At 47.5% G+C, this 20774-nt stretch carries 17 protein-coding genes and 2 pseudogenes; 7 read left to right on the forward strand and 12 right to left on the reverse strand.

The features are described 5' to 3' along the window. The first annotated feature begins 278 nt into the window (after nt 1-278). A complete protein-coding gene (locus SPB21_RS33680) occupies nt 279-2810 on the forward strand; it encodes a CBS domain-containing protein (RefSeq protein WP_499869424.1) in 2532 nt (843 codons plus the stop codon). A gap of 266 nt (nt 2811-3076) precedes the next feature. On the opposite strand, the gene SPB21_RS33685 is transcribed toward SPB21_RS33680, so the two are convergent. Then, complete coding sequence (locus SPB21_RS33685) at nt 3077-4375, reverse strand: copper amine oxidase N-terminal domain-containing protein (protein WP_499869426.1); 1299 nt, start codon at nt 4373-4375, stop codon at nt 3077-3079. Between the two features lie 857 nt (nt 4376-5232). Here SPB21_RS33685 and SPB21_RS33690 point away from each other — a divergent pair. Both SPB21_RS33690 and SPB21_RS33695 read left to right on the forward strand, forming a co-directional pair. Beyond that, a complete protein-coding gene (locus SPB21_RS33690; RefSeq protein WP_499869427.1) occupies nt 5233-7248 on the forward strand; it encodes a mechanosensitive ion channel family protein in 2016 nt (671 codons plus the stop codon). Between the two features lie 124 nt (nt 7249-7372). Beyond that, nucleotides 7373-7651 (forward strand): annotated as a pseudogene (locus tag SPB21_RS33695) (M48 family metalloprotease); the annotation flags it as partial. Between the two features lie 44 nt (nt 7652-7695). On the opposite strand, the gene SPB21_RS33700 reads toward SPB21_RS33695, so the two are convergent. From SPB21_RS33700 to SPB21_RS33710, 3 genes and pseudogenes are all read right to left on the reverse strand, one after another. Continuing rightward, nucleotides 7696-8016 (reverse strand): immunity protein PIM1 family protein, encoded by a 321-nt coding sequence (locus tag SPB21_RS33700; RefSeq protein ID WP_499869429.1) that lies wholly within the window; start codon nt 8014-8016, stop codon nt 7696-7698. 22 nt (nt 8017-8038) lie between these two features. Next, complete coding sequence (locus SPB21_RS33705) at nt 8039-9133, reverse strand: GNAT family N-acetyltransferase (protein ID WP_499869431.1); 1095 nt, start codon at nt 9131-9133, stop codon at nt 8039-8041. 74 nt (nt 9134-9207) lie between these two features. Next, nucleotides 9208-9519: pseudogene (locus tag SPB21_RS33710) on the reverse strand (Rossmann-fold NAD(P)-binding domain-containing protein); the annotation flags it as partial. Between the two features lie 284 nt (nt 9520-9803). Here SPB21_RS33710 and SPB21_RS33715 point away from each other — a divergent pair. Then, nucleotides 9804-11174, forward strand: a complete 1371-nt coding sequence (locus SPB21_RS33715; RefSeq protein WP_499869433.1) for an NAD(P)H-dependent oxidoreductase — start codon at nt 9804-9806, stop codon at nt 11172-11174. Between the two features lie 74 nt (nt 11175-11248). On the opposite strand, the gene SPB21_RS33720 is transcribed toward SPB21_RS33715, so the two are convergent. Both SPB21_RS33720 and SPB21_RS33725 read right to left on the reverse strand, forming a co-directional pair. Next, a complete protein-coding gene (locus SPB21_RS33720; RefSeq protein ID WP_499869434.1) occupies nt 11249-11512 on the reverse strand; it encodes a hypothetical protein in 264 nt (87 codons plus the stop codon). A gap of 51 nt (nt 11513-11563) precedes the next feature. Then, a complete protein-coding gene (locus SPB21_RS33725) occupies nt 11564-11770 on the reverse strand; it encodes a hypothetical protein (protein ID WP_499869435.1) in 207 nt (68 codons plus the stop codon). Nucleotides 11771-11781: 11 nt separating this feature from the next. On the opposite strand from SPB21_RS33725, the gene SPB21_RS33730 reads away from it, so the two are divergent. Both SPB21_RS33730 and SPB21_RS33735 read left to right on the forward strand, forming a co-directional pair. Continuing rightward, the gene (locus SPB21_RS33730; protein ID WP_499869436.1) at nt 11782-11916 is read left to right on the forward strand and encodes a hypothetical protein; all 135 of its coding nucleotides are present in this window, start codon (nt 11782-11784) and stop codon (nt 11914-11916) included. 12 nt (nt 11917-11928) lie between these two features. After that, nucleotides 11929-13005 (forward strand): acyltransferase family protein, encoded by a 1077-nt coding sequence (locus SPB21_RS33735; protein ID WP_499869437.1) that lies wholly within the window; start codon nt 11929-11931, stop codon nt 13003-13005. Nucleotides 13006-13009: 4 nt separating this feature from the next. Here SPB21_RS33735 and SPB21_RS33740 read toward each other — a convergent pair whose 3' ends face one another. From SPB21_RS33740 to SPB21_RS33760, 5 genes are all read right to left on the reverse strand, one after another. Beyond that, nucleotides 13010-13381 (reverse strand): hypothetical protein, encoded by a 372-nt coding sequence (locus SPB21_RS33740; RefSeq protein WP_499869438.1) that lies wholly within the window; start codon nt 13379-13381, stop codon nt 13010-13012. Between the two features lie 84 nt (nt 13382-13465). After that, nucleotides 13466-13711, reverse strand: coding sequence for a DUF3796 domain-containing protein (locus SPB21_RS33745; protein WP_163669273.1), 246 nt, complete (start codon nt 13709-13711; stop codon nt 13466-13468). A gap of 70 nt (nt 13712-13781) precedes the next feature. Next, nucleotides 13782-14486, reverse strand: coding sequence for a DevA family ABC transporter ATP-binding protein (locus tag SPB21_RS33750; protein ID WP_163669275.1), 705 nt, complete (start codon nt 14484-14486; stop codon nt 13782-13784). 8 nt (nt 14487-14494) lie between these two features. After that, the gene (devC, locus tag SPB21_RS33755; protein ID WP_499869440.1) at nt 14495-15682 is read right to left on the reverse strand and encodes an ABC transporter permease DevC; all 1188 of its coding nucleotides are present in this window, start codon (nt 15680-15682) and stop codon (nt 14495-14497) included. A gap of 11 nt (nt 15683-15693) precedes the next feature. Next, entirely contained in the window at nt 15694-16884 is a 1191-nt protein-coding gene (locus SPB21_RS33760) for an HlyD family secretion protein (RefSeq protein WP_499869442.1), read from the reverse strand. A 176-nt stretch (nt 16885-17060) separates the two neighbouring features. On the opposite strand from SPB21_RS33760, the gene SPB21_RS33765 reads away from it, so the two are divergent. Continuing rightward, entirely contained in the window at nt 17061-17636 is a 576-nt protein-coding gene (locus SPB21_RS33765) for a pentapeptide repeat-containing protein (protein WP_499869444.1), read from the forward strand. A 175-nt stretch (nt 17637-17811) separates the two neighbouring features. Here SPB21_RS33765 and SPB21_RS33770 read toward each other — a convergent pair whose 3' ends face one another. Further along, nucleotides 17812-20607 carry a protein-arginine deiminase family protein gene (locus SPB21_RS33770; RefSeq protein WP_499869445.1) on the reverse strand — a complete coding sequence of 932 codons (2796 nt, stop codon included), beginning with the start codon at nt 20605-20607 and terminating at the stop codon, nt 17812-17814. Between the last annotated feature and the right edge of the window lie 167 nt (nt 20608-20774).

Here is a 20774-nt window from a genome sequence, read left to right on the forward strand (position 1 = left end):
TTAAGATAAGTTATGTAAATCTGGATTCATGTGAATTTATTTTTTCAACGCCCATAGACAAACTCTAGCTAGAGCAAACGTTATCCATCCCCAGGATTCAACGTCCGAACAGGCTCTAAATATACTGCTTCCTCAGCCTACTATCCCCTTACCTATGATCTAAGAAGGACATTAACCAGAGACTTTATCCGCCATAACGCAACTCTGAGATGCCCCTAGGCTAACTCAACAGCTCAACCCCATCGACTCGAGCCCCCTTCAACCTTCTTCTTGAGCCAATGAGCAATCCCGCCCCCCTTATGCTGTCACAGGCAATTGATTCTGAGCCCCTGATTGTCGAACCATCTACGTCGCTTGCCGAGGTCATCCGCTTGATGAATCAGGCTTGGGTTAACCATTGCAACTTTGGTGAACCGGCAACGGAGACGCAGCCTCCTGCGGCTAAGGCCAAACAGTCGAGTTGTGTCCTAATCATGACGGATGGGCAATTATTAGGTATCTTTACCGAGCGAGATGTGGTCACTCTAATCGCCAATGGGAGGATACAGGACGATCTAACCATTGCCGACGTCATGACCCAGTCGGTAATCTCGCTCAAAATAACAGGCAATCAAGACATTTTTGTCGCCCTGAATCTGATTCGTGAGCATCGGATTCGTCATCTACCGATTTTCGATGAACAAGACCAACTCCTGGGTATTGTCACGCTTCGTAGTATTCGTGAAATCTTAGAACCCAGTGATTTGCTGAGAATCCGGTCAGTTAAGGAGGTGATGAGCACACAAGTCATTCATGCACCACCCAACAGCTCTGTGATGGAGCTAGCTCAGCTGATGGCCGAGCATCAGACCAGCTGCATTGTGATTACAGAAGCATGCCAGGCCTCGGATAAGGATAAAGAGTCTTTGCAGCTCTTTCCGATTGGCATTCTTACAGAGCGAGATATTGTCCAGTTTCGGATGATGGAATTTAACCTAGAACAACTAGAGGTGCAAGCAGTCATGAGCACCCCGTTATTTCTGGTGGACCCAGACGATTCGCTCTGGGCTGTGCATCAACAGATGCAGGCGCACTTAGTCCGACGCTTGGTAGTAGCCAGCCACCAGGGAGAGCTGCAGGGGGTTATCACTCAAACCGATATTCTGAGGATACTCGATCCATTGGAGATGTACGGTATTTTAGAACTGCTACAACATAAACTGACGGAGTTAGAAACAGAAAATCTCCGACTGCTGCAGAACTGTACTATCCAGTTAGAACAGGAACTTGACACCAAGGAACATGAGCGCCAACAGGCCGAACAAACAATCCGGGCGCAAGCAGCTTTGCTGGATGTGACCACTGATGCGATTATGGTGCGTGGTCCTGAGCAACAAATTCTCTTTTGGAATCGCGGCGCTGAACGCTTATATGGGTGGACCGTAGACGAGGCCCTAGGACAAACCATTAATCAGCTAATCTATCGTGAATCACTGCCTGAATTTGAAGACATCCAAACAACACTCGATCAGACAGGGCAGTGGCAAGGAGAACTCCAGCAGGTGACCAAAACTGGTCAAAAAATCACAGTCGCAAGCCGCTGGACCCTCATGCAAGAGGATACGGGATATCCCCAGTCAATCTTGGTTGTCAATACAGACATCACCGACAAAAAACAGCTAGAGCGTCAGTTCTTACGTGCCCAACGTCTAGAAAGCATTGGCACCCTGGCAGGTGGTATCGCCCATGACTTAAACAACATCCTGACGCCAATTTTAGGAGTTGCCAAGCTATTACCGATGCTGATTCGCCCAGATAATACCCAGGCACTGCGGCTGATTGAGGTACTGCAATCGAGTACCCAGCGAGGGGTTGATATGGTTAACCAGGTGCTCTCGTTCTCACGGGGTCTAGAAGGAGAACGCGGTGCACTACAGATCAAGCATCTCATTCGAGAGGTGCTACAAATAGCCCAGCAAACGTTTCCTAAATCGATTAGCATTAATAGCCGACTTGAATCGGACCTCTGGACCATTTATGGAGATGCGACCCAACTTCATCAGGTATTGATGAACCTCTGTGTCAACGCTCGGGATGCTATGCCCAATGGAGGAAAGTTGACCGTAGTGGCCCAAAATTTTCACGCCAATGACAACTATGCTCGGGTGAACTTAGAGGCCAATGTGGGCTCTTACTTAATCATTAGCGTAGAGGATACCGGTGAAGGTATTTCACCAGACATTATCGATCAGATTTTTGATCCCTTTTTTACCACCAAAGAATTGGGTCAAGGTACCGGATTGGGACTCTCTACCGCTATCAGCATTGTTAAAAGCCACGGTGGATTTTTAAAGATTTACAGTGAAGTTGACCGAGGGAGTCGATTTCAGATTTATCTGCCAGCGTCTGAGGCCTCTGAGACGTTACCCACTGTCGAAGAGAACTTACCTCAGGGGCAAGGGGAGTTAATCTTGGTGGTAGATGATGAAGCTCCTATCCGTGAGGTGACTAAACGATGGTTAGAAACCTATCACTACGAAGTCTTAACAGCCTATGATGGGATTGATGCGATCGCCACCTTTGCTGAACACCAACAAGATATTGCAGTGGTCTTAATGGATATGATGATGCCCCAGATGAATGGCCCCACTGCTATCAAAACCTTACAAAAAATGAATCCTCAGGTAAAGATTATTGCCACTAGTGGCTTGCCTTCGGATAGTAATCTAGCCACCACCCTCAGCATTGATGTCGAGTCGTTTTTACTCAAGCCCTATGCTACAGAGTCTTTGCTCAACACTTTACACAAGGTACTTCGTACTCCCGAATGAGTAACTAGCTACCTTCCGGATAAAATGAGAATATCTTTGAGTCATGTTGTTTCAATCCAAGGTTTTGTGATTACAGCCAAAGGCAGATCTAATATCCGCTCGCTGCGATTGCTTGCTTTAATGGAAATGCCTGCACTTCTGTTTTAATCGGTACCTGCGGGACAAGTGCTAAAAAATCTTTCCCGTCTTGTCGAGTTAGATTAGCTGCCGAACGTATAGCCCGCTCTCCCCATAAATCTCATGCCTCTGACACATATTGCCTGAGATTATAAGTAGAAAGGAGAAATATCCGTTTCTTTCCTAAAAACAAACTGTTCAGCAATTTCTTCATAGAGCTGAGGTTCTAGCCTCATTAGACTATAGATATTCTTATATTGACGAATATTTTCCATGCGAGTAATTTTCCAAATCTTGTTATTCTGAGATAACTCAATATTCAACAGAATAGGCCTCATATTGACACTATCTACGGTCCAGTTGCCAAGGATAGTTGCAGTAATCTGGTCTTCCAATGAAGATGCACTCAGAACTGTAAAGGTAGGATCTTTAGAGTTCTCTAGCTCCAGAAATATCTCCCACTCTGGACTACGTCTAACAGACTCAGAAAAATAGCTAAATATCACTTCGCCATCCAATTCTGAGAGATAAAATGAGTTCTGTGTAGTGACTCTAGTCAATAGTTCCGAAAAGCTTGGACGGTCTACTTCTGTAACCATATGGTCAAGTATCTCCAATAGCTCGGGAAGGGAATAAAAATTCTCTGCTTCCCAATCGTCGGCAATTCGAGAAAAATCAGATTCATCTAAAAGCGGAATGGGAGCACCGAGTCCAGTTCGATCTGACTTCTCTGAAATCAGTTCAAAATGAGGCTCACCTTCTCTAATCCGGAGGAAATAGCTATGCTCATACTGTGTCTTTCCTGCTTGGCTAAACAACCAAGCCTCTTCAGGTATAGGCTGATAGGCTGTTGAAAAACTAACAACTACCTTTACCAAGCCATTATTAACTGTACCCGACTCTGAAAGCTGCTGTACACTCTTAATGAGAATGTCCTGTGGTGATTGAGACAATTCCGATGGAGATCTTGTCAGTTCAATGTGCTGTGCCTGAAGATACTGTTTCACTGCTGCGACAGCCGCATCTTCTAAATCGGTCTGAACCTGGTCAGATTCAGGGAATCGATAGATTCGATATACTTTCTCAGACTGATCCCAGTTGGCATAATCAACGTCAAACATCCTAGATATGGTACTCCCCGGTAGCCAGTTGTATCCAGGCACCCAAACCTGATCATCAATTATTTGGGGGGATTCACGAATACGAAGTGGATATCCATTTCGTATCACATTTAGATCCCCAACTCTAAATGTGAGGCCCATCTCATCTTGTTGCTCAACAGTAATAGTTTGAGTCGCTTTATCCCAAATATATGTTCCTCCCAGCGCCTCTACAATAGGCATAACTGGGACATATCCTGCAAATTCATCTGGCTGAGCAGAAATAGTTGCAACCTCTTCATCATTAACAATTATTTGGTGAGCTTCGGTTGTTTTCTCGTTCGTCAAAGGATGCCTATCAACACCTAATTGAGCTTGGTCAATAAACTTAGTGCATCCAGATATTATCGGCCCTGTTGTGGCTATCATCAATGCCAGGCAAGTCATACCTTTGTGAGGCTTCATGAAATAAGCTCCCCTTCAACACCTATCTCCATCATATTAGACGTCAATTATTGTGACGGGTAATTGTCGTCTAACCCAACCTCTATAGTACTTCCGATACTGGTTCCGTGTAGTAGGATAGCTAAAGAGATTGCTATGTATACTGTGGAGGGATAATATCTGCTAGCAAACTCCCCTCACCTATGATGTTATGGATCTATTTTCCCATCCGTATCCTGGTGGCGCGAAACGCCCATAACAGATTGGGACTGTTAACAATAGTGCCTTCACCCCATCAATACCTGAATAAAAAGATGAGGATTATGTGTAGACGTCAAACAACTGTCAGGATATCGGTGACATTGAGAGTAAATCCTATGCATACCGGGTTTTTAGCAAGTCTCCGTTGAAAGTTGTTATCTGTCAGCCTTACATCATCAGGGCTTTAGGAATACATAATTCGTAACAAATAATAGAATGTCCTTGGGTTTTACCTTATCTGAGATCTTGCACCTGGCAAGGAAGCATTAACCCGCCTTGGACTCAAAGTCGCAAGGCTAACTGGCTCAAAACCGCTCAAGCGGTTAAAAAATCCCTAAAAGCTCTCTATTTAGAGCGGCCCAGCCAATCTTGTCCCTTGAGTGGACAGCCCTCAATTAGCGTTGGGTTTTGAACCCAACGTGGGTTTGAGCTTCACAACCGACCTTAGTGCAAGATCGTGAGTTATCCCAGTCCGGTTTGCGTGCGTCATAAACCTGAGCATGCCATCGGTTAGGTATCCGCTGGTTCCGTCATCACTTCCTCGTTACACTGATATCGTAGTCATTTTCTTGCCCTTTATCCCATTGCGATGTCGTCTCTTCTACGCCCTCATCACTTTTAGCAGTGTCCTGCTGCTTGCCTCTCCAGCAGTTGCTCAATTGCCACCTATCGTCCAACAATCCAATCACCCGACCGAAGCCGTTTTTGGTTGGCGTCCTAATGCTGAGTACCCCTGCGGCAGGCTGATGTGCAGTAATGTCTACCTCTATGGTTCAACGGGGATTAGTTTTAGCGTTGCAGGCCCAACTCAAGTAGCCGCTCCAGATGCTCAAACCCTGGATGTCGAGACCCGTTCTAAGCTTGTGCAGCGAAGCTTTCGGGAAGTGTTGCGCACAATGCAGCAACAGGAGGAGGTTCAGAAAACCTTGGTAACGGTTAATAGTTACTGGATTGACTTGTTTCGAGCACGAACTGAGCTGCACCCGAGCACCCCCAGGGTGGAGGTGGGATTCGAAAATGATCAGACGGTCGTGTTTTTGCCTGCTCAGCCAGAGTATAGGCTCCAGCAGCAATCCTTAGTTACTGTTAATGAGTTTGATGCGTTACATAATGGTCAAGACAAAGAACTTCTAGCCGCAGACTGGAAAGAGAAAATTCGCAACGGCCTTAGCCATCGGCTATGGGAACAATCATTTGATCAGCAGTACCCATGGGCGAGGCCGCTGATCATGCTCACAGTCCTTACCTTGGCTGCTCTCCTTATCGCTAGCTTTGAGCATGTGCGTCGCTGGTTGCGTCGTCGCAAGCGTACCCTGCGCAAACGCCTCAAAGCGTCAGAAAAAGAACTCCAACAGTCAATTACGGTGGCTCCTGAGTCTAGCAACCCAGGGACCACTCAGCCCCCCGCCGACCCATCGGCCCAGCAGTCGCTCCAACTTCGCTTTGATCGGGCCTTCAATCCGCTGATTGCAGTAACCGAGGCGGGTCAGTCGATGAATCAATTGTGGATCAACTTTTCTACGGGATTTCTCAAAGAACAAACTCTACTTAAGCAACGGCTTAATCTGATAAAGTTGGTTGTGCGTTTGGTCTTTTGGTTAGAGGTGTGTACCGGCTTTGGAGCAGGTGGTGTAATTGCACGGCTATATCCGATGACCCGACCCTATGCCCCCTATCTCTTCAGTCAGGCAATTTGGGTACCCATTATCTGGCTGGTGATGGGCCTGCTCGACACGGTGGTTGACATTGAGATTGACTATCACCTCAATCAGTGGGGTAAAGTGACCCAGATCGAAGATCCCAATTCCAGCCGGGTTGCGTTGCGCGTTAGCACCTATTCTCCTGCTCTCAAAAGTGCCACGACTATTTTTTTTATAGCCCTTGGCATTTACCTCACTATCCAGGCTTTGGGGATTAATCCCACGGTACTCGCTAGTGTTGGTGCGATCGCAGTTGTAGCAGCCGTTGTTTCGCGAGATGTCCTGCAAGATATGCTCAATGGTGCGGTAATTCTATGGACCGACCGATTTGTCTTGGGAGATGTGATTACAATTGGCGAATATTCTGGTCTAGTCGAGCACATGAGTTTATTTACGACCCAACTTCGCGATCCTGAAGGCCGATTGATTACTATTCCAAACGGTCAAATCTCTACGATTGCAAACCTTACTAAAGACTGGTCGCGGATTGACTTCACCATCGAGATTGCCTATGACGCTGATATCAAGCAAGCCCTTGAGCTCATTCGCACGGTTGCTGACACCCTGTTTGCCGATCCCCGATGGCAAGACAAAATTCTAGAACCCGCTTCTGTTCTTGGTGTTGATCACATCTCCCATGCTGGTATCTTGATCCGAGTATGGATCAAAACCCAAGCGATGCAACAATGGCCCGTTGGACGAGAGTTTCGCCTGCGCCTTAAACAAGCCTTTGACAAGGCCAATATTCAGATTGGTCTGCCGCAGCACAAGATTGTGTTGGGCCATGGCATAGATCCTGGTCAAGCCACCAGATAGACCCATGACAATGACACAAAACAGAACAGAGAGCCGCTTTGGTCTAACTATATTTATAATTCCCTAACAGCGCCATCATCCAGAATATGTCCGAATTATGGCGTTTTATACTGAATGCCGCCAAATCCCTTACACCTTTCAAGTCATTGAAGACGATGGGGTGAATGCTTTTGCCACATTGGGAGGATTTGTATATCTCAATACAGGTTTGCTACAAACGGCAGATAATGAGGCACAGCTAGCCAGTGTGATCGCCCACGAAATTGCCCACGTAGACCGTCGTCATGCGGTTCAACAACTGCAGCAGGCAGCGATCGCCCAGGGCATTTTGACGGCAGGGGGGGTAGATCAAAGTGCAGCGATCGCACTCGGTGTGGAGTTAGCCCTACATCGCCCTAACAGCATTTTGTAGGCTAACGTTCGCAATACGACTCCCATCGAGAACTATCAGCTTTCCCATTTACAGGGAACTTCACCTCTTGCATAACAACTCTTTAGATGCGTTAAGAAATCAGAGGTGATTCCGACTTTGTCTGCACGATATAATAACTCAAGATCATCAGCGATATACGAACAAATCTCATGGTGATTGGTGATTTTTGACAATTTCACGAAAATATCTTCTAAGTCAAAAGGTTCTTCTACTTCTGGGACGGCTTCACTCTGCTTACACCAGGCATTGTCAAAGGCACCCGAATCTCGCTTATCCAAAATTTCATTAAGCTCTGAGGAACTTAAATGCACTAAATTTTCGATGAGTTTGTCCATAGAATGGATACACATTGATTTCCTATGTTCTACCAATCAAAAAGACCGCTATAGCTGCCGTTGCCAACACTGCCCAAATACCTTTATGCCAATCCCATAATCGCCGTCCATTAAAACTGAAAAATGGGAAAAACGGCATAACAATATCGAACAGGATCAACGGTTTACCTACTAAAAGCAGTATCTTTAGCCAGGTGGTAGAGAGTAAACCTAACCGGGATATCGTCCAAGCTCCCCATACGAGAAACAACACCGGAAGAGTGCCAGCTAATGCCATTCGACCCAACTTGGGCAACAAGTCTCGATAGCGCCACTGGGTTGTTGTGGGATAAACGCTGCCGGGTATGGGATACATTGCCCCCGCAAAGACTAGAGCGATGGCTGCACTGAGCATAAATCCGGATTCCCAGGCACGAAACCGTACTGCCAACCCTTGCTGGCGTGCCATCAGCACCATGCCCAAATATCGCACACCAAACAACAGCATCACTATCGGTGGTAGTTGCCACCACATCCATGGATCAACTGCTATGGAATCGCCCAGTCGCCACCACATCAATAGCCCAATCAGAGAGTTGGCTATAATCGTGCCCCACCACTGCAATGTGGGACTATCTGATGACTGTGGGGCAGGACGTGCCCATATGAAATGACCTAGATCAAAATAATGAGAGAGCTTTGCCCATACAGCAAATGTTGCTAGACCATAGCGTCGAAACTGCATTCCAGGGGACAGGATCTTAAATCCACGGGTAGAAAATAGTTTACTGGAGCTAGTATTAAAACCCTCAACGGTAACCAGAATCTCATCACATCCCTGTTGCTCAAAGAAATCAAATCCAGCCTCAACCAGACGCTGCCCCACCCCCTGACCACGCACCTCTGGTGCTGTAAATAGCCATGAAATCGAGCCTGCTTTACGATGGTGGGGGAGGGCAAACAGTTTGAGGACAATCGCTCCCAACAGTTGACCATTTCCCTCGGCAACTAGGACGTTGGGTGTCCATGAAAAAGCCAGTTGATCGGAAAGTGAAAAAGCTCGACACATAAGAGCATGTACACTTCGTCGCTCGTTATCTTCTATGGGACGAATAACAACATCGAATACCTGAGCCACGGTGTACTTCTCCTGATCGGGGTGGTTAACGATGCCCCATCAATTGTACGCGCATCTGAATAAATTGATCCGCCTTAGACTTGATCAAGCGTCAGGGGTCTAGGTTGTTTCCCATCGATATCAGTAATCCCATAATCCATAGCCAATTGGGCGGCAACTAAAACCTTACCTGACTTTGCCATGATAGTTGGGGCTAATGCCAAGGCAGCAACCACTCTTCCTAAAAACTGGGGAGACTCAGAATTACGTAAATCCAGGAATTCCGCCGCTCGCATGACTCTTTCCGTTCGAACCAATCCCGGATAAAGAGAAACCACGGCTACTTGATAGGGCTGCAAATCATGTGCCGTGTCTGCCGTTAACCGGTCGGTGGCTGCTTTGGATACACCGTAGCAGACAGGGTTTCCTTATTTTGATGGTTGGTTACGATAGATTCAACGCCACATCTTCAGTTCACATTCCCCTTTTTTAAGTTTGAGGACAAACCATAAGGAACTTGTGAAGCTCTCTAAAGCGGATCCCCCCACAAGTTCCTCAACTTTTTTGCTGAAACTTGGAAGTAAGCAATGGGATGTATCTTCGCCGCCAATGATGACGGCTCATAATTCTGTTGTGTGCAACGGTGACCGAAGATGAACAGACACTCTTTGTAGTATGTGGGAGGTTTCCTATGTTGAATCAAAAAATTGTTCTTCTAGATGGCTCAGGCGTAGGTGATGAATCCCTATCCCTGATATTAGACCTTCTGTTGAATGAGCTGCACCGTAGTGGCGCAACGGTGCAGACTTTTCCATTGAGAGACATCAAAATGGGCACCTGTATCGGCTGCTTTGGCTGCTGGGTAAAAACGCCGGGCATCTGTCTGGAGCCTGATGCAGGGCGTGATATTACTCAGGCAGTCGTCCAGAGTGATCTGACCATCCTCTTTACTCCTGTTACATTTGGGGGATATTCATCGGAAATCAAAAAAAGTCAAGATCGCCGGATACCGCTAGTTCTTCCTGATTTTGGCATTTATCATGGTGAATTTCATCACCACCCCCGGTATTCAAAAAATCCGCGACTGGTCGGCATTGGCGTCCAGCATCAGTCGAATGACGCGGAAGCCAACCTGTTTAAGCTGCTGGTTGGGCGTAACGCCCTCAACTCTCATGCTCCCACCTATGCTGCCGACGTTGTCTTAAGTACGGATGCTCTAGAAGATGTGCGCCAGCAACTTCAATCCGTGCTGGTTAGAAATGATAATCTTCCGTCAAGTAAGGTGGTTGCCTCGCTAATGCCAGCTGTCACTGCTGGCGTTGACACTCCAACCCTGGATGGTCCAGGTCGGGCTTTGCTGATCATCGGTAGCCCCAAGGTTAAATCCCCCAGCACCTCCGGCGTCTTGGGCGGATATGTGTTGGCGCAACTCAATCAGCGGGGTTGGGAAACCGAGTCATTAACACTCAAGAAGAACCTTTTACAGGGCGAGGGGCAAGCGGAATTTTTGGCGGCTGTGGACCGAGCTGAGCTGATACTGTTGGCGTTTCCACTGTATGTCGATTCACTCCCATTCCTGGTGATGAAGTCACTTGAGGTGATGGCTAAGCATCTCTCCACCGACCCACCGGAAAGTCCGAAACGGCTTTTTGCGATCGCTAACAATGGATTTCCCGAAGCCCATCACAATGCACTGGCGTTAGCCATCTGTCAACGCTTTGCCATTGATATGGGGCTGATTTGGTTAGGAGGGCTGGCGCTGGGAGCCGGAGAAGCGTTGTTTGGAGGTCAACCTATCAAGGGAACTGAGCGCGAGGGGCCACCAGTAGAGCATGTTATCCAGGCCCTGGATATCACCAGTGCAGCCCTGGCGGATGGGCAACGGGTCCCACCTGAAGCCGCCAAGCTGATGACAAAAACACCGATTCCCTTTATGCCCTTCAGCCTGTGGCGATGGCTGTTTATCAAATTGGCCCAACGGCACTGGCGGCAAAGTGCGGCTGAAAATCAAGTTGGCGAGAAAGAACTGTTCGCCCAACCTTATGCAAGAGTAAGGCCATGACTACTGGTGATTTTTGATGTGATGGCATTTGATGTGATGGCATTTGATGTGATGGCGTCACGCTGTTGTTCAGTTTAGGCTTGAGCAAGCGATAGCGGTCGAGGTTGTTTTCCATCGATATCAGTAATCCCATAATCCATAGCCAATTGGGCGGCAACTAAAACCTTGCCTGACTTTTCCATGACATTTGGGGCTGATGTCAAGGCCGCAACCACTCTTCCTAAAAACTGGGGAGACTCAGAATTACTTAAATCCAGGTATTCCGCCGCTCGCATGACTCTTTCCGTTCGAACCAGCCCCGGATAAAGAGAGACCACTGCCACTTGATAAGGCGGCAAATCATGTTTTGAACGTAAAATATGAGAAATTTGTGAGGTTATGGGTTGAGCCTATCGTCTATAAAGCGTTTCAGACTGAGCTAGAGATACGGTCACTTCTGGCTCAAGTACCGATGTTGTGGGTTCATTAGACGGCCTGATCTCGACGGGGTCTGTGGTCGAGGAAGCTGGGGCAGCAGACTCTTTACGGTCTGAAAGAAAATTGTTACACCCCACAGCGATCGCAAAAACTAGACTAGCGGTCAAGATTTTGTACATAGCAGTTACCTGTGACAGTGGATACGGAGATCACTGCCCATATTACTGGAGAATTTGGAGCAGCCTTAGCCATCGTGGCTGTCATCATCGCTATAATTTTTTGGAAATTTCGCACACAATTGCTCACCCAACAATTCAGCCAGTAATTCTTATCAATCATGACACCACAAGGCAAGGTTAACAAACGAAGTTACTATTTAGATATTGCTCGGGGTTTTGCTGTATTTGGCATGTTTACCCAGCATTGCATGATTGTCCATGAAGTGTCTGGCGGCGAAGGAGACAGCTTATTAGCGAATCTCTTTGTCCTCTTAGGGACGGCTCCTGCTGCTCCAGTATTTATGCTACTGATGGGAGCATTTTTAATAAAATCAAAGGCAAGTACGCGCCAAAATATGTGGCGGGGGATTAAGCTACTGATACTTGGGATTATTTTAAACCTACTGCGATTCACGATCCCTGTGCTCATCGCGATATCGCTATATGGCAGGGATAACCTTAACTTAGCTGAAGGTGAGACTCTTCTAACCCTGCTATTTGCTGTTGATATTTTTCATCTGGCTGGTTTATCTCTAATTTTCTGTACCTTGATCAAAAAAATAACTGATCAAAAAAATACGATACCTTTGCTGATTCTCACTGTACTTTTAGCTTCTCCATTCTTGTGGGGTAGGTTCGGCAGTAATCCATTTTTTGATCCTTTTTGGGGCGAGGCTAACACTGTCTATTTCCCATTTTTTCCATGGATAATTTATCCACTATTAGGCATGTATCTCAGCCGGTATTTGCTCAGTGGTGACAGGCTCAAGAGTAGCCTACGGAAAATGGGCTGGTATGGTTTTGGCCTAAGCGCTTTGGGAATAGTTATATTTCTTTTCAGTGCTGTTGGAATTTTAGCATTTGACGTTCTTTCCCCTATAGGCGATTACTATCGAAGTGGCGCAAGCATCCATTTGTTAATGATTGGGTTCGTTTTGGCATGGTTTAGCGTTTGCCATTGGCTTGAACAAACGTTGAGTATTGAAAATCGAATCATCAAAGTGCTGATTTATTGGAGTAAGAACGTTACCGCGATATATTTTGTGCAGTGGGTGCTTTTTGGGTGGAGTATGTTGATCCTTGATACTAATAAGCTCAATGCCGTTGATGCAGCGCTCGTTGGCTTAATTGTTCTTTTGCTCACCCATTTCTCCGTGAAGCGGGCGGGTGTGAGAAAATTATTTGCGTGGGTTTAGTTCTCTACTCCAGCAGCAAATAGAACGCTGCGATCGCAAGCAGCACCGTCATATACGAGACTACTTTGTGAATAGCCGCAATCACTGTTGGTGCTGATTTGACTGCACTCAGCACGCTACCCGATGCAATCATGACAACAAATGCCAGAACCGCAAGTGATATAATCAGCCATGCGCTCCCCCCCAATGCTGATGTCTTGTAAATTTTGTAGATGTTTACCCCAAGGAAGACCAGTATTCCAGTTGCAACCAGCTTATGCGCTGTAAAAAGAGCCACACCATATGGCCTACCGAAATGGGGCAAATAGAAGCCGGTTCCAAAAACCAGCAGAAATGCAACTGCTACACCGATCATGCGCAAACCGTTTTCATTCATCGTCTTTTTCACTAGAAAAGAAGCCGCTTTGCGATCATTTTGTGATCATATTCATGGGTTGCTCCTTCTCACATTGTTAAAACATCAGACTGGAATAATCCCCAGAACACCCAATATTGCCACGATAAATCCAACCACTCCTAGCAGGCTAAGATACTTTAGCTCTTCTCTCACATAGCGAAAAGCACTAAAAAAAGAAAAGAACGAAAAATAAAATAGAAATGCCGGAATATCTTGAACAAATCCTAGAAATCCCAGAAATCCTAGAAATCCCAAAAAGCCAAGCCAGGACTTCTTTCGATTAAGGTTGTTCCGATTTAAGTTGTTCATATGGTTCAGCTCAAGTTGGCGTTCTTATCCCTTCAGTATGAAAATAAAGCATGAGGAACTTGTGAGGAAATCACTCACTGCTGACTAGCGCCGTATCATGGGCCAGGCGACCGTCTTCCATATGGACAATGCGATCGGCAATGTCGAGAATGCGGGTGTCGTGGGTGACGAGCAAAATTGTGCCGCCTTGTTGTTTGGCTAAACGCTGCATAATGTCGACCACATCACGGCCAGACTTACTATCGAGAGCAGCGGTGGGTTCATCGGCAAGGACAATTTTCGGTTCGCTGACCAGGGCTCGTGCGATCGCAACCCGCTGTTTCTGCCCCCCCGACAAACTATCTGGATAGTAGCTAACCCGATCGCCCATACCAACTGCCTCCAGAATTGCCTGAGCACGATCAATCCGGTCCTCAAGCAACAGATTGTCATGTAGCCGCAGTGACATGCCCACATTCTGCTGTGCCGTCAAACAAGCCAACAAATTATGAGACTGAAAAATAAATCCAATCTGGTTACGCACCTGCACCAGCTGCTGTTTACTCGCCCCAAGTAACTCTTGCCCCAGGATATTAACACTGCCTTCCTGTACAGACCGTAGCCCCGCAATCAAGGTCAGCAGCGTGGTTTTGCCACTGCCAGACGGGCCAGTTAACAGGACAATTTCCCCTGCACAGATATCTAAATCAACATCAAACAAAACCGGCTTGCGTAATTCGCCCTTGCCAAAGGCATGGTTGAGATGACGAACGGTAACAACAGGTTGAGAAAACATGGTTCCTCCTAAAAGACATCTGCCGGATCCGCAGACTGCAGTTTTCGCATGGCAATGGCTGCTGAAATCATGCACATTGCCACCGTGGCCGTAAACACTTGCAATGTCACCCCCAATCGCATGCCAAGGGGAATCTTCGTTAAATAAGCCAGTAGCTGATACATCCCTAACGAAACCCCATAACCAGGCAAAAAACCTAATATCGCTAGAATCGCCGCTTCTTGAAAGACTACCATCAACAGTCTTCGATCAGAGTAACCCATGGCTTTAAGGGTGGCATATTCTGGCAAATGGTCGTTAACGTCGGAGTACAACACCTGATTAACAATCACAATGCCAACCACCAGGCCCATAACCGCTCCAAAATTGAAGATAACCCCTGAGGGTTGACTCGCCCAGAAGCCGACCTCAATTTGAATAAATTCTTCAGGGGTAAGTACTTTAACCTCCTTTGGTAAACGGGTATCAAGGGCTTGTCGAACAGTTTCAAGATCGGCATCAGGTTCCAGAATTAATGCCCCTACATTGACCGTTTCCAAACTATCTGGGCCAGTAAAGCGTAAATAGTTGGAATCGCTGGTAATTAAATGCCCCTCAGTAAAAATGCTACTCCCCAGAGTAAACAATCCTTCCACCTTAATGCGATGCCCTGAGAGTTCGGTGGTTACCGATTTGCCTTGATCCAGGGTCTCCGCAACAGGGCCAACTTTGGGCTGAGTTTTTCGATCAAGCAAGATTACATTGGGCAGTTTAATCTTGTCGAGCTGCTGATCAACTTCGGGTAAATCCAAGACAGGATGGGCAGGATCAAATGCGAGCACCATCACATCAGTGCTTTCGCCATCCCAGGGATTTATCCACGCACCCCCACCAAAATAGAACGGCTTAGCAGAGGCCACCCCTTCAACGGCATTGGCCTGATATAGGTGACGTCGAGAGAATGTTTGCCCGAAGTACAAGGCCTCTGTACGCTGGCTCAGCAACACCAGATCGGCCCGCAGATTTTTGTGGACAAAGGTGGAGCCCTCAAACAACATGCTCTGAAAGCCCAGCATGGTGAAAATCAAAATATCGGCAAAGGCCACTCCCGTTAGAGCAACCAATAAGCGTACTTTTTGATGGCTCAGCTGCGCCCAGCCTAGGGGCGGTTCCTGACGTAAATGCTTGAACAATTTCTGGAAAGCAGGGGACTTCATCAGCCCACCTCTCAGCGTTCTACATTGATTGTGATGCGTACCTGCAGATTGGTCAGACCTGCCACCTTATCGTTATCTTCCGGATCAATCCGCACCTTCACTTCAACCACCCGCGCATCTTTATCTGCCGCCGGATCAGCATCGATCACATCTTGTTTTTTGATTTGCATGCCCACATGGTCAACCGTGCCTCGGATTTCGCCGTTAAAACCACCATGTTCGCTAATCACGGCAGCTCGCTGTCCTGGCTGTACCAGACCCACATCGGTTTCATAGACTTCTGCGATCGCATACATCTGAGCGGTGCGCCCCAGTTCCACAATGCCCTGGCTGGTATTGACCTGCTCCCCCACACGGGTGTTGATTTTCAGAATTTGGCCTGCCACCGGTACCCGTACATAGTAGTCTTCCAGTTCAGCTTTGATGCGATGGACCTGTGCGATCGCATGCTCCACTTCTGCCTGGGCTACGTGCAAGTCAACCGGACGAACTTCCTCAAGTTTGGCCAATAAGGCCTGCTCATGCCGAATCCGTTCTTGCAGAGTGGATACCGTATTTTCTAAATGGGCCTCAGCTTCACTTAAGGCTGCTTGAGTCGTTTCGAAAGTCTCCTGTCGTTCATCCAATGCGATCGTTTCAACAGCCCCTGATTGATGGAGCTGGTGATACCGCTGATAGGTTTGTTTCGCGTGTCTGAGTTCAGCTTCAGCACTGGTAATTTCAGCCTGTCGTTCAATGGTTTCAGTACGGAGCTGGGCTTTGAGCTGATTAATCACGGCTTGTTGGGCGGCGATGTCTGCTATCTTGGCATCCCCAGTCTCAATTTGGGCTTGTCTGGCCTGATAGATGACCACATTCTGTTGTGCCTCTGTTAATTCGGCCTGTTTTTTATCCAGTCCTTGCAAAACGGCAATTACCTTGCCAGCCTCTACCCAATCTCCTTCTTCAACAAAGAGCTGGTTCACACGACTATCCTGAGCATTCGCTACCGAAAGCTTAATCACCTCCCCTTGAGGTTCCAGCCGTCCCAGGGCAGTCACTGCTTTAACAGGCAGAATTTCGACCTGGGTATCCTGCGCCAATTTCTGCTCTTGTGCCTGAGACAGAACAAAATAGGTACCTGTTGTCCCCACCAGTAGGATGGCTATCGTACCTGTGACCCAATCCTGGGGAAATAGTTTGCGATGAAGAATACGAGCCATTGTGCCAACCCTCTAATGTGGTGTTGACTTTGTTGACGGTTTAGAATCTCCATTTAGATTTTACGTTAGAGTAAATATACTTAAGGGGGAAACCTTACAAGTCTTATCGCTATCAAATTCAATGCTCCCAGGCACCTGGGTTAAAGCTCAAGTATCGCAGCACCGAGGAGAATTCCATGGATCGCGAAGAGCTATTAGAACGATACGCGGCTGGAGAACGAGATTTCAGCAAAGTTAATCTGAGTGGAGTAAATTTGGCTGGAGCAAAACTCAGCGGTATTAATTTAATCCGGGCTGATTTGTCCCATACTATTCTGGAAAATGCCAATCTGAGTGGTGCCTTTCTAGTCATGGCCAATCTGAGTGGTGCGAATTTACGCAGGACCACTTTGATTGTTGCCAATTTAAGTGGGGCCAATCTCAAACAGGCCAATTTGCAGCATGCTAACCTCTGTGAAGCAGTGCTCACGGGAACGCTTCAGTCCCAGATTGATCTATCTTCAGCCAGCTTAAAAGGAGCCATACTGGCTGGTGCAAATTTACAGCAAGCAAATTTACAGCAGGCAGATCTACGTGGGGCCAATCTCTATGGGGCTGATTTGCAAAATGCTGATCTCAGTCAGGCCAAGCTGACACGCACCAACTTACGTGAGGCAAATTTACAAGGAGCAATTTTGCCTGAGATCCGGCTACAGGAGATTCCCCTGTTGGAACGATTGAGTAAGCCTCAGCATTGGGAGACACCTTGGTAATTGTTATGAAGACAAAAGTTACTTCATAACCTCCCAAGCACGGAGCTGTTCTAGCACAACATTGATGGGATAAGCGATCGCAATCTCGCCTGTCTTAGGTTGGAATCTCCTCAGACCTATTTCCTAGATGGGACGCAAGAGACCCCAACCATCATCTTTATCCTTGAGCCACTATCTAAACTTCGTCATCCTCAAAGATCAAGATTTGGCCACGAAACTCCACATCAGGTATATCCCAAACATTAGGTAATCCGGCTCTCCTTCGAGGCCGACGCAAAACATTGGTGCCGCAATGAATTTGGCCCTCGCGGATGTGATAATACCAACTATCTACAAAATGAATAGTGACCCCTAAATGAGCTGCGATCGCGGCTGTAAACAACTCAAACAGGTCGACCATACCATCATTCACCAAGAGCCGCGTATGATCGCGGCGTAAAATACCACGTGCGTCAAAATGACGCCTGTTGGGGAGAATCAATCGGCGTTGAATTTCACGGTCTGAGGCACCGGGGAAACTATCCTTAAAAGCATCAATCACATCTTGTTGATCCATTAAGCCACCATAGGACGCTCGAATGGAGCCAATAGGACTGAACAGGTAAGCGGGAGACACTTTTTCAATCCAGTAATGGGCGCGTGTCATACGATGTTGCCTGATCAGTCGATGGCCGACCTGGGCACGGATGGTACCTGGCACCCCAACGTCTTGCATCGCTGCTTGAACCACTGCCATGGCATCCCTGGGTCGCATACGTGGGCCGTAGGGCTTGGGAACCAGCAGATGATTGTTTAGGACTTGCATATTTGCAATATCCGGCGAATATGCGGTCGTGGGCTGTTGCCAAAATGCTTCCTGAAAGCGATTGATATCATCTACCCTATCCCAGAGAACAGGAATAGGATAAATAGGCACCCCTAACTCTCGTTGTAAATGGACACGGCTTGGCTGTAGAAATTCGCTGTCAATAAAGTCATTGGTACTGTTGTTGCGGGCATCACGCTCTGCCCAAATAATCTCAAAGGGGGTGATGTCAGCCGGATAACGACGTGGCGGCCCTTCCCCTGGGACATAGCCAATTCGGTGTATATTAAACCCATTTCCAGCACTCAACTCTTCGGCTAATTTAATGTAAGTAGCAGGTGGTTCGTGGGATTCGGGTATCTGACCACGCTGGGCAGGAGGATGGTTGTGTAGCCAGGCTTTACCGCGAAAAAGCCGCGTGACCGGAGAACTGCCTTCATTCATCAACCGTGAAAGTACACCGGAGGGGCGGTTACGGAAAGTATCAGGATGATTGGCAGGGAGCCCAGCCCGATAACGGGTTTCAGCTCGCTGTAGAAGGGCCATTGCTGCCCGTGATGAGGCGTGCAGAACAGAAAAGTCGGACCGTCCGTGTGGTACAACAGCCATCATCTCGTCTATGTGACCAACCCGCAGCCACGCCGTATTAATCTCAACAATGGGTTGTTTTTTCTGTTTGGCGAGTACGCGCAGTAGATCGGGATCGACAAATTCACTGCCGTCACCAAAGATGAAATTACCAATGATTATCTTGCCAAGCGGAGCACCAGGAACGGGCGGTGTCGACTCAACATTCCCGCCATAGTTCGCTGAGCTATTCATCTGATTGGCCCGATCAAAGAGGCGTTCCGCAGTGTCGCGGTCTATTGTCGCGGTCTGTCCAGCAATCTCAGATCGAAGGCCTAAGCCTCTACCACTACCGCCGCGAACGACAGTAAATTCAGTAGTTACCTCGTCTACAAGACTCTCTGCTGCTTTCTTCAACCCCCTGATCAGTTCTGCCCGTTCTGGTCTCGCTTCATCAATGGCCCGGTCGAGGGTTTGATTTAATCTAGCAAGCTCCGATCTAAGTCTGCTGAGGGTATCAACCCAAGCCATCACATTAATTTCTTGCCAGGTGGTGTCTATTAATTTCCCAAAGTGATTAAGTCGTTCCGCCACGCCTAGAATTCTCAGTACTCGCTTAGCCCAATCGGTAACTGCGCGAAAGTCAATCCTAAGGACATTTCCATTGGTGGTATTAACGACGATAATCCGCTCCCAAAGATCGTTGTAAAGTCCAATATTGCGTGAACGAAAATGGCTGTTGACAAAATCTTCCAGGTTGTCAGTTACTGTTGCGTTCGTATTTTCATGACGTAGACGAGGAAGATGTAGGATGAGCTGTCGAAAGTGATTTGGCCCTTGTAAAAAACTGTGCTGATACTGGTCCTGTAACCAGGTATCACCATTGCTAATCTCAGGTGGTACCTGGACCATCGGGACCGCCGCCGCCCGTGTAGCATTCTGAACATCAACAAATGACGGATGATTGGCATCGGTGTTGACCATGTAGAGCCGTACCGCTGGTGCCTGTCGATCATCCAAGATAAAGGGGGCAACTGAGAAACGACCGCGATCTTCCTCATGGACTCTGCCAAGGTTATCAACTCGAAATAGTATGAGTTCGAAGCGAGTCTCCTCACGGGCATCTGCTCGATAGGCGAGCTCGAGATTAGATAATCGCCCAAAACTGGCCCCTGCAATTGTCCGAACTTGGAGTGTAAGGTTTAAGCGACCATTAGTGGGGATGGGAGGCAGTTCAAACACCTCAGGCTCTCCTAGCCGCTGGGGAATGATCTGACCTGTACTGTCGGAGAGGCGAATACGGGTATGCATAACACCAGGACAACGGATATGAAGACTCTCGTTGGGACCAAGCGCACCAGCTGTCACTTTAATTTGCAGGGGGACTAGTTCATCATCACCACTGTTGGCGGTAGCTAAGCTGTAATCGGCCCGTGGAATTGAGCTGCTGGAGACAGCTGCAGGTAAGCGACGCTGATCGCGGTCAAGATTCGGAACCACAATGGCACCTGGCCAGTTCTGGCGGGCAGTTCGCTCACGCGGGTTTCCCGTGAGTCCTCCATCACGGTCAAAGTCAGCATGGAGCTCAATTCCAGGCATGTGAAACACTCCTTTACAGCGCTTACGGTTCTGGTTCAAATAAAGTCAGTTCCGCTCTATTTTTAATGCTTTCTAGCATTGTCGGTATCTTATGCCAGCTGTTCTTAGTATGATAACTGTTCTTATTTTTTTGTTGATCATTAAGTTCCGAGAAGCCAACTCTTTGT

This window comes from Leptothoe sp. ISB3NOV94-8A, assembly GCF_043421595.1.
Lineage (GTDB): Bacteria > Cyanobacteriota > Cyanobacteriia > Phormidesmidales > Phormidesmidaceae > Leptothoe > Leptothoe turfae.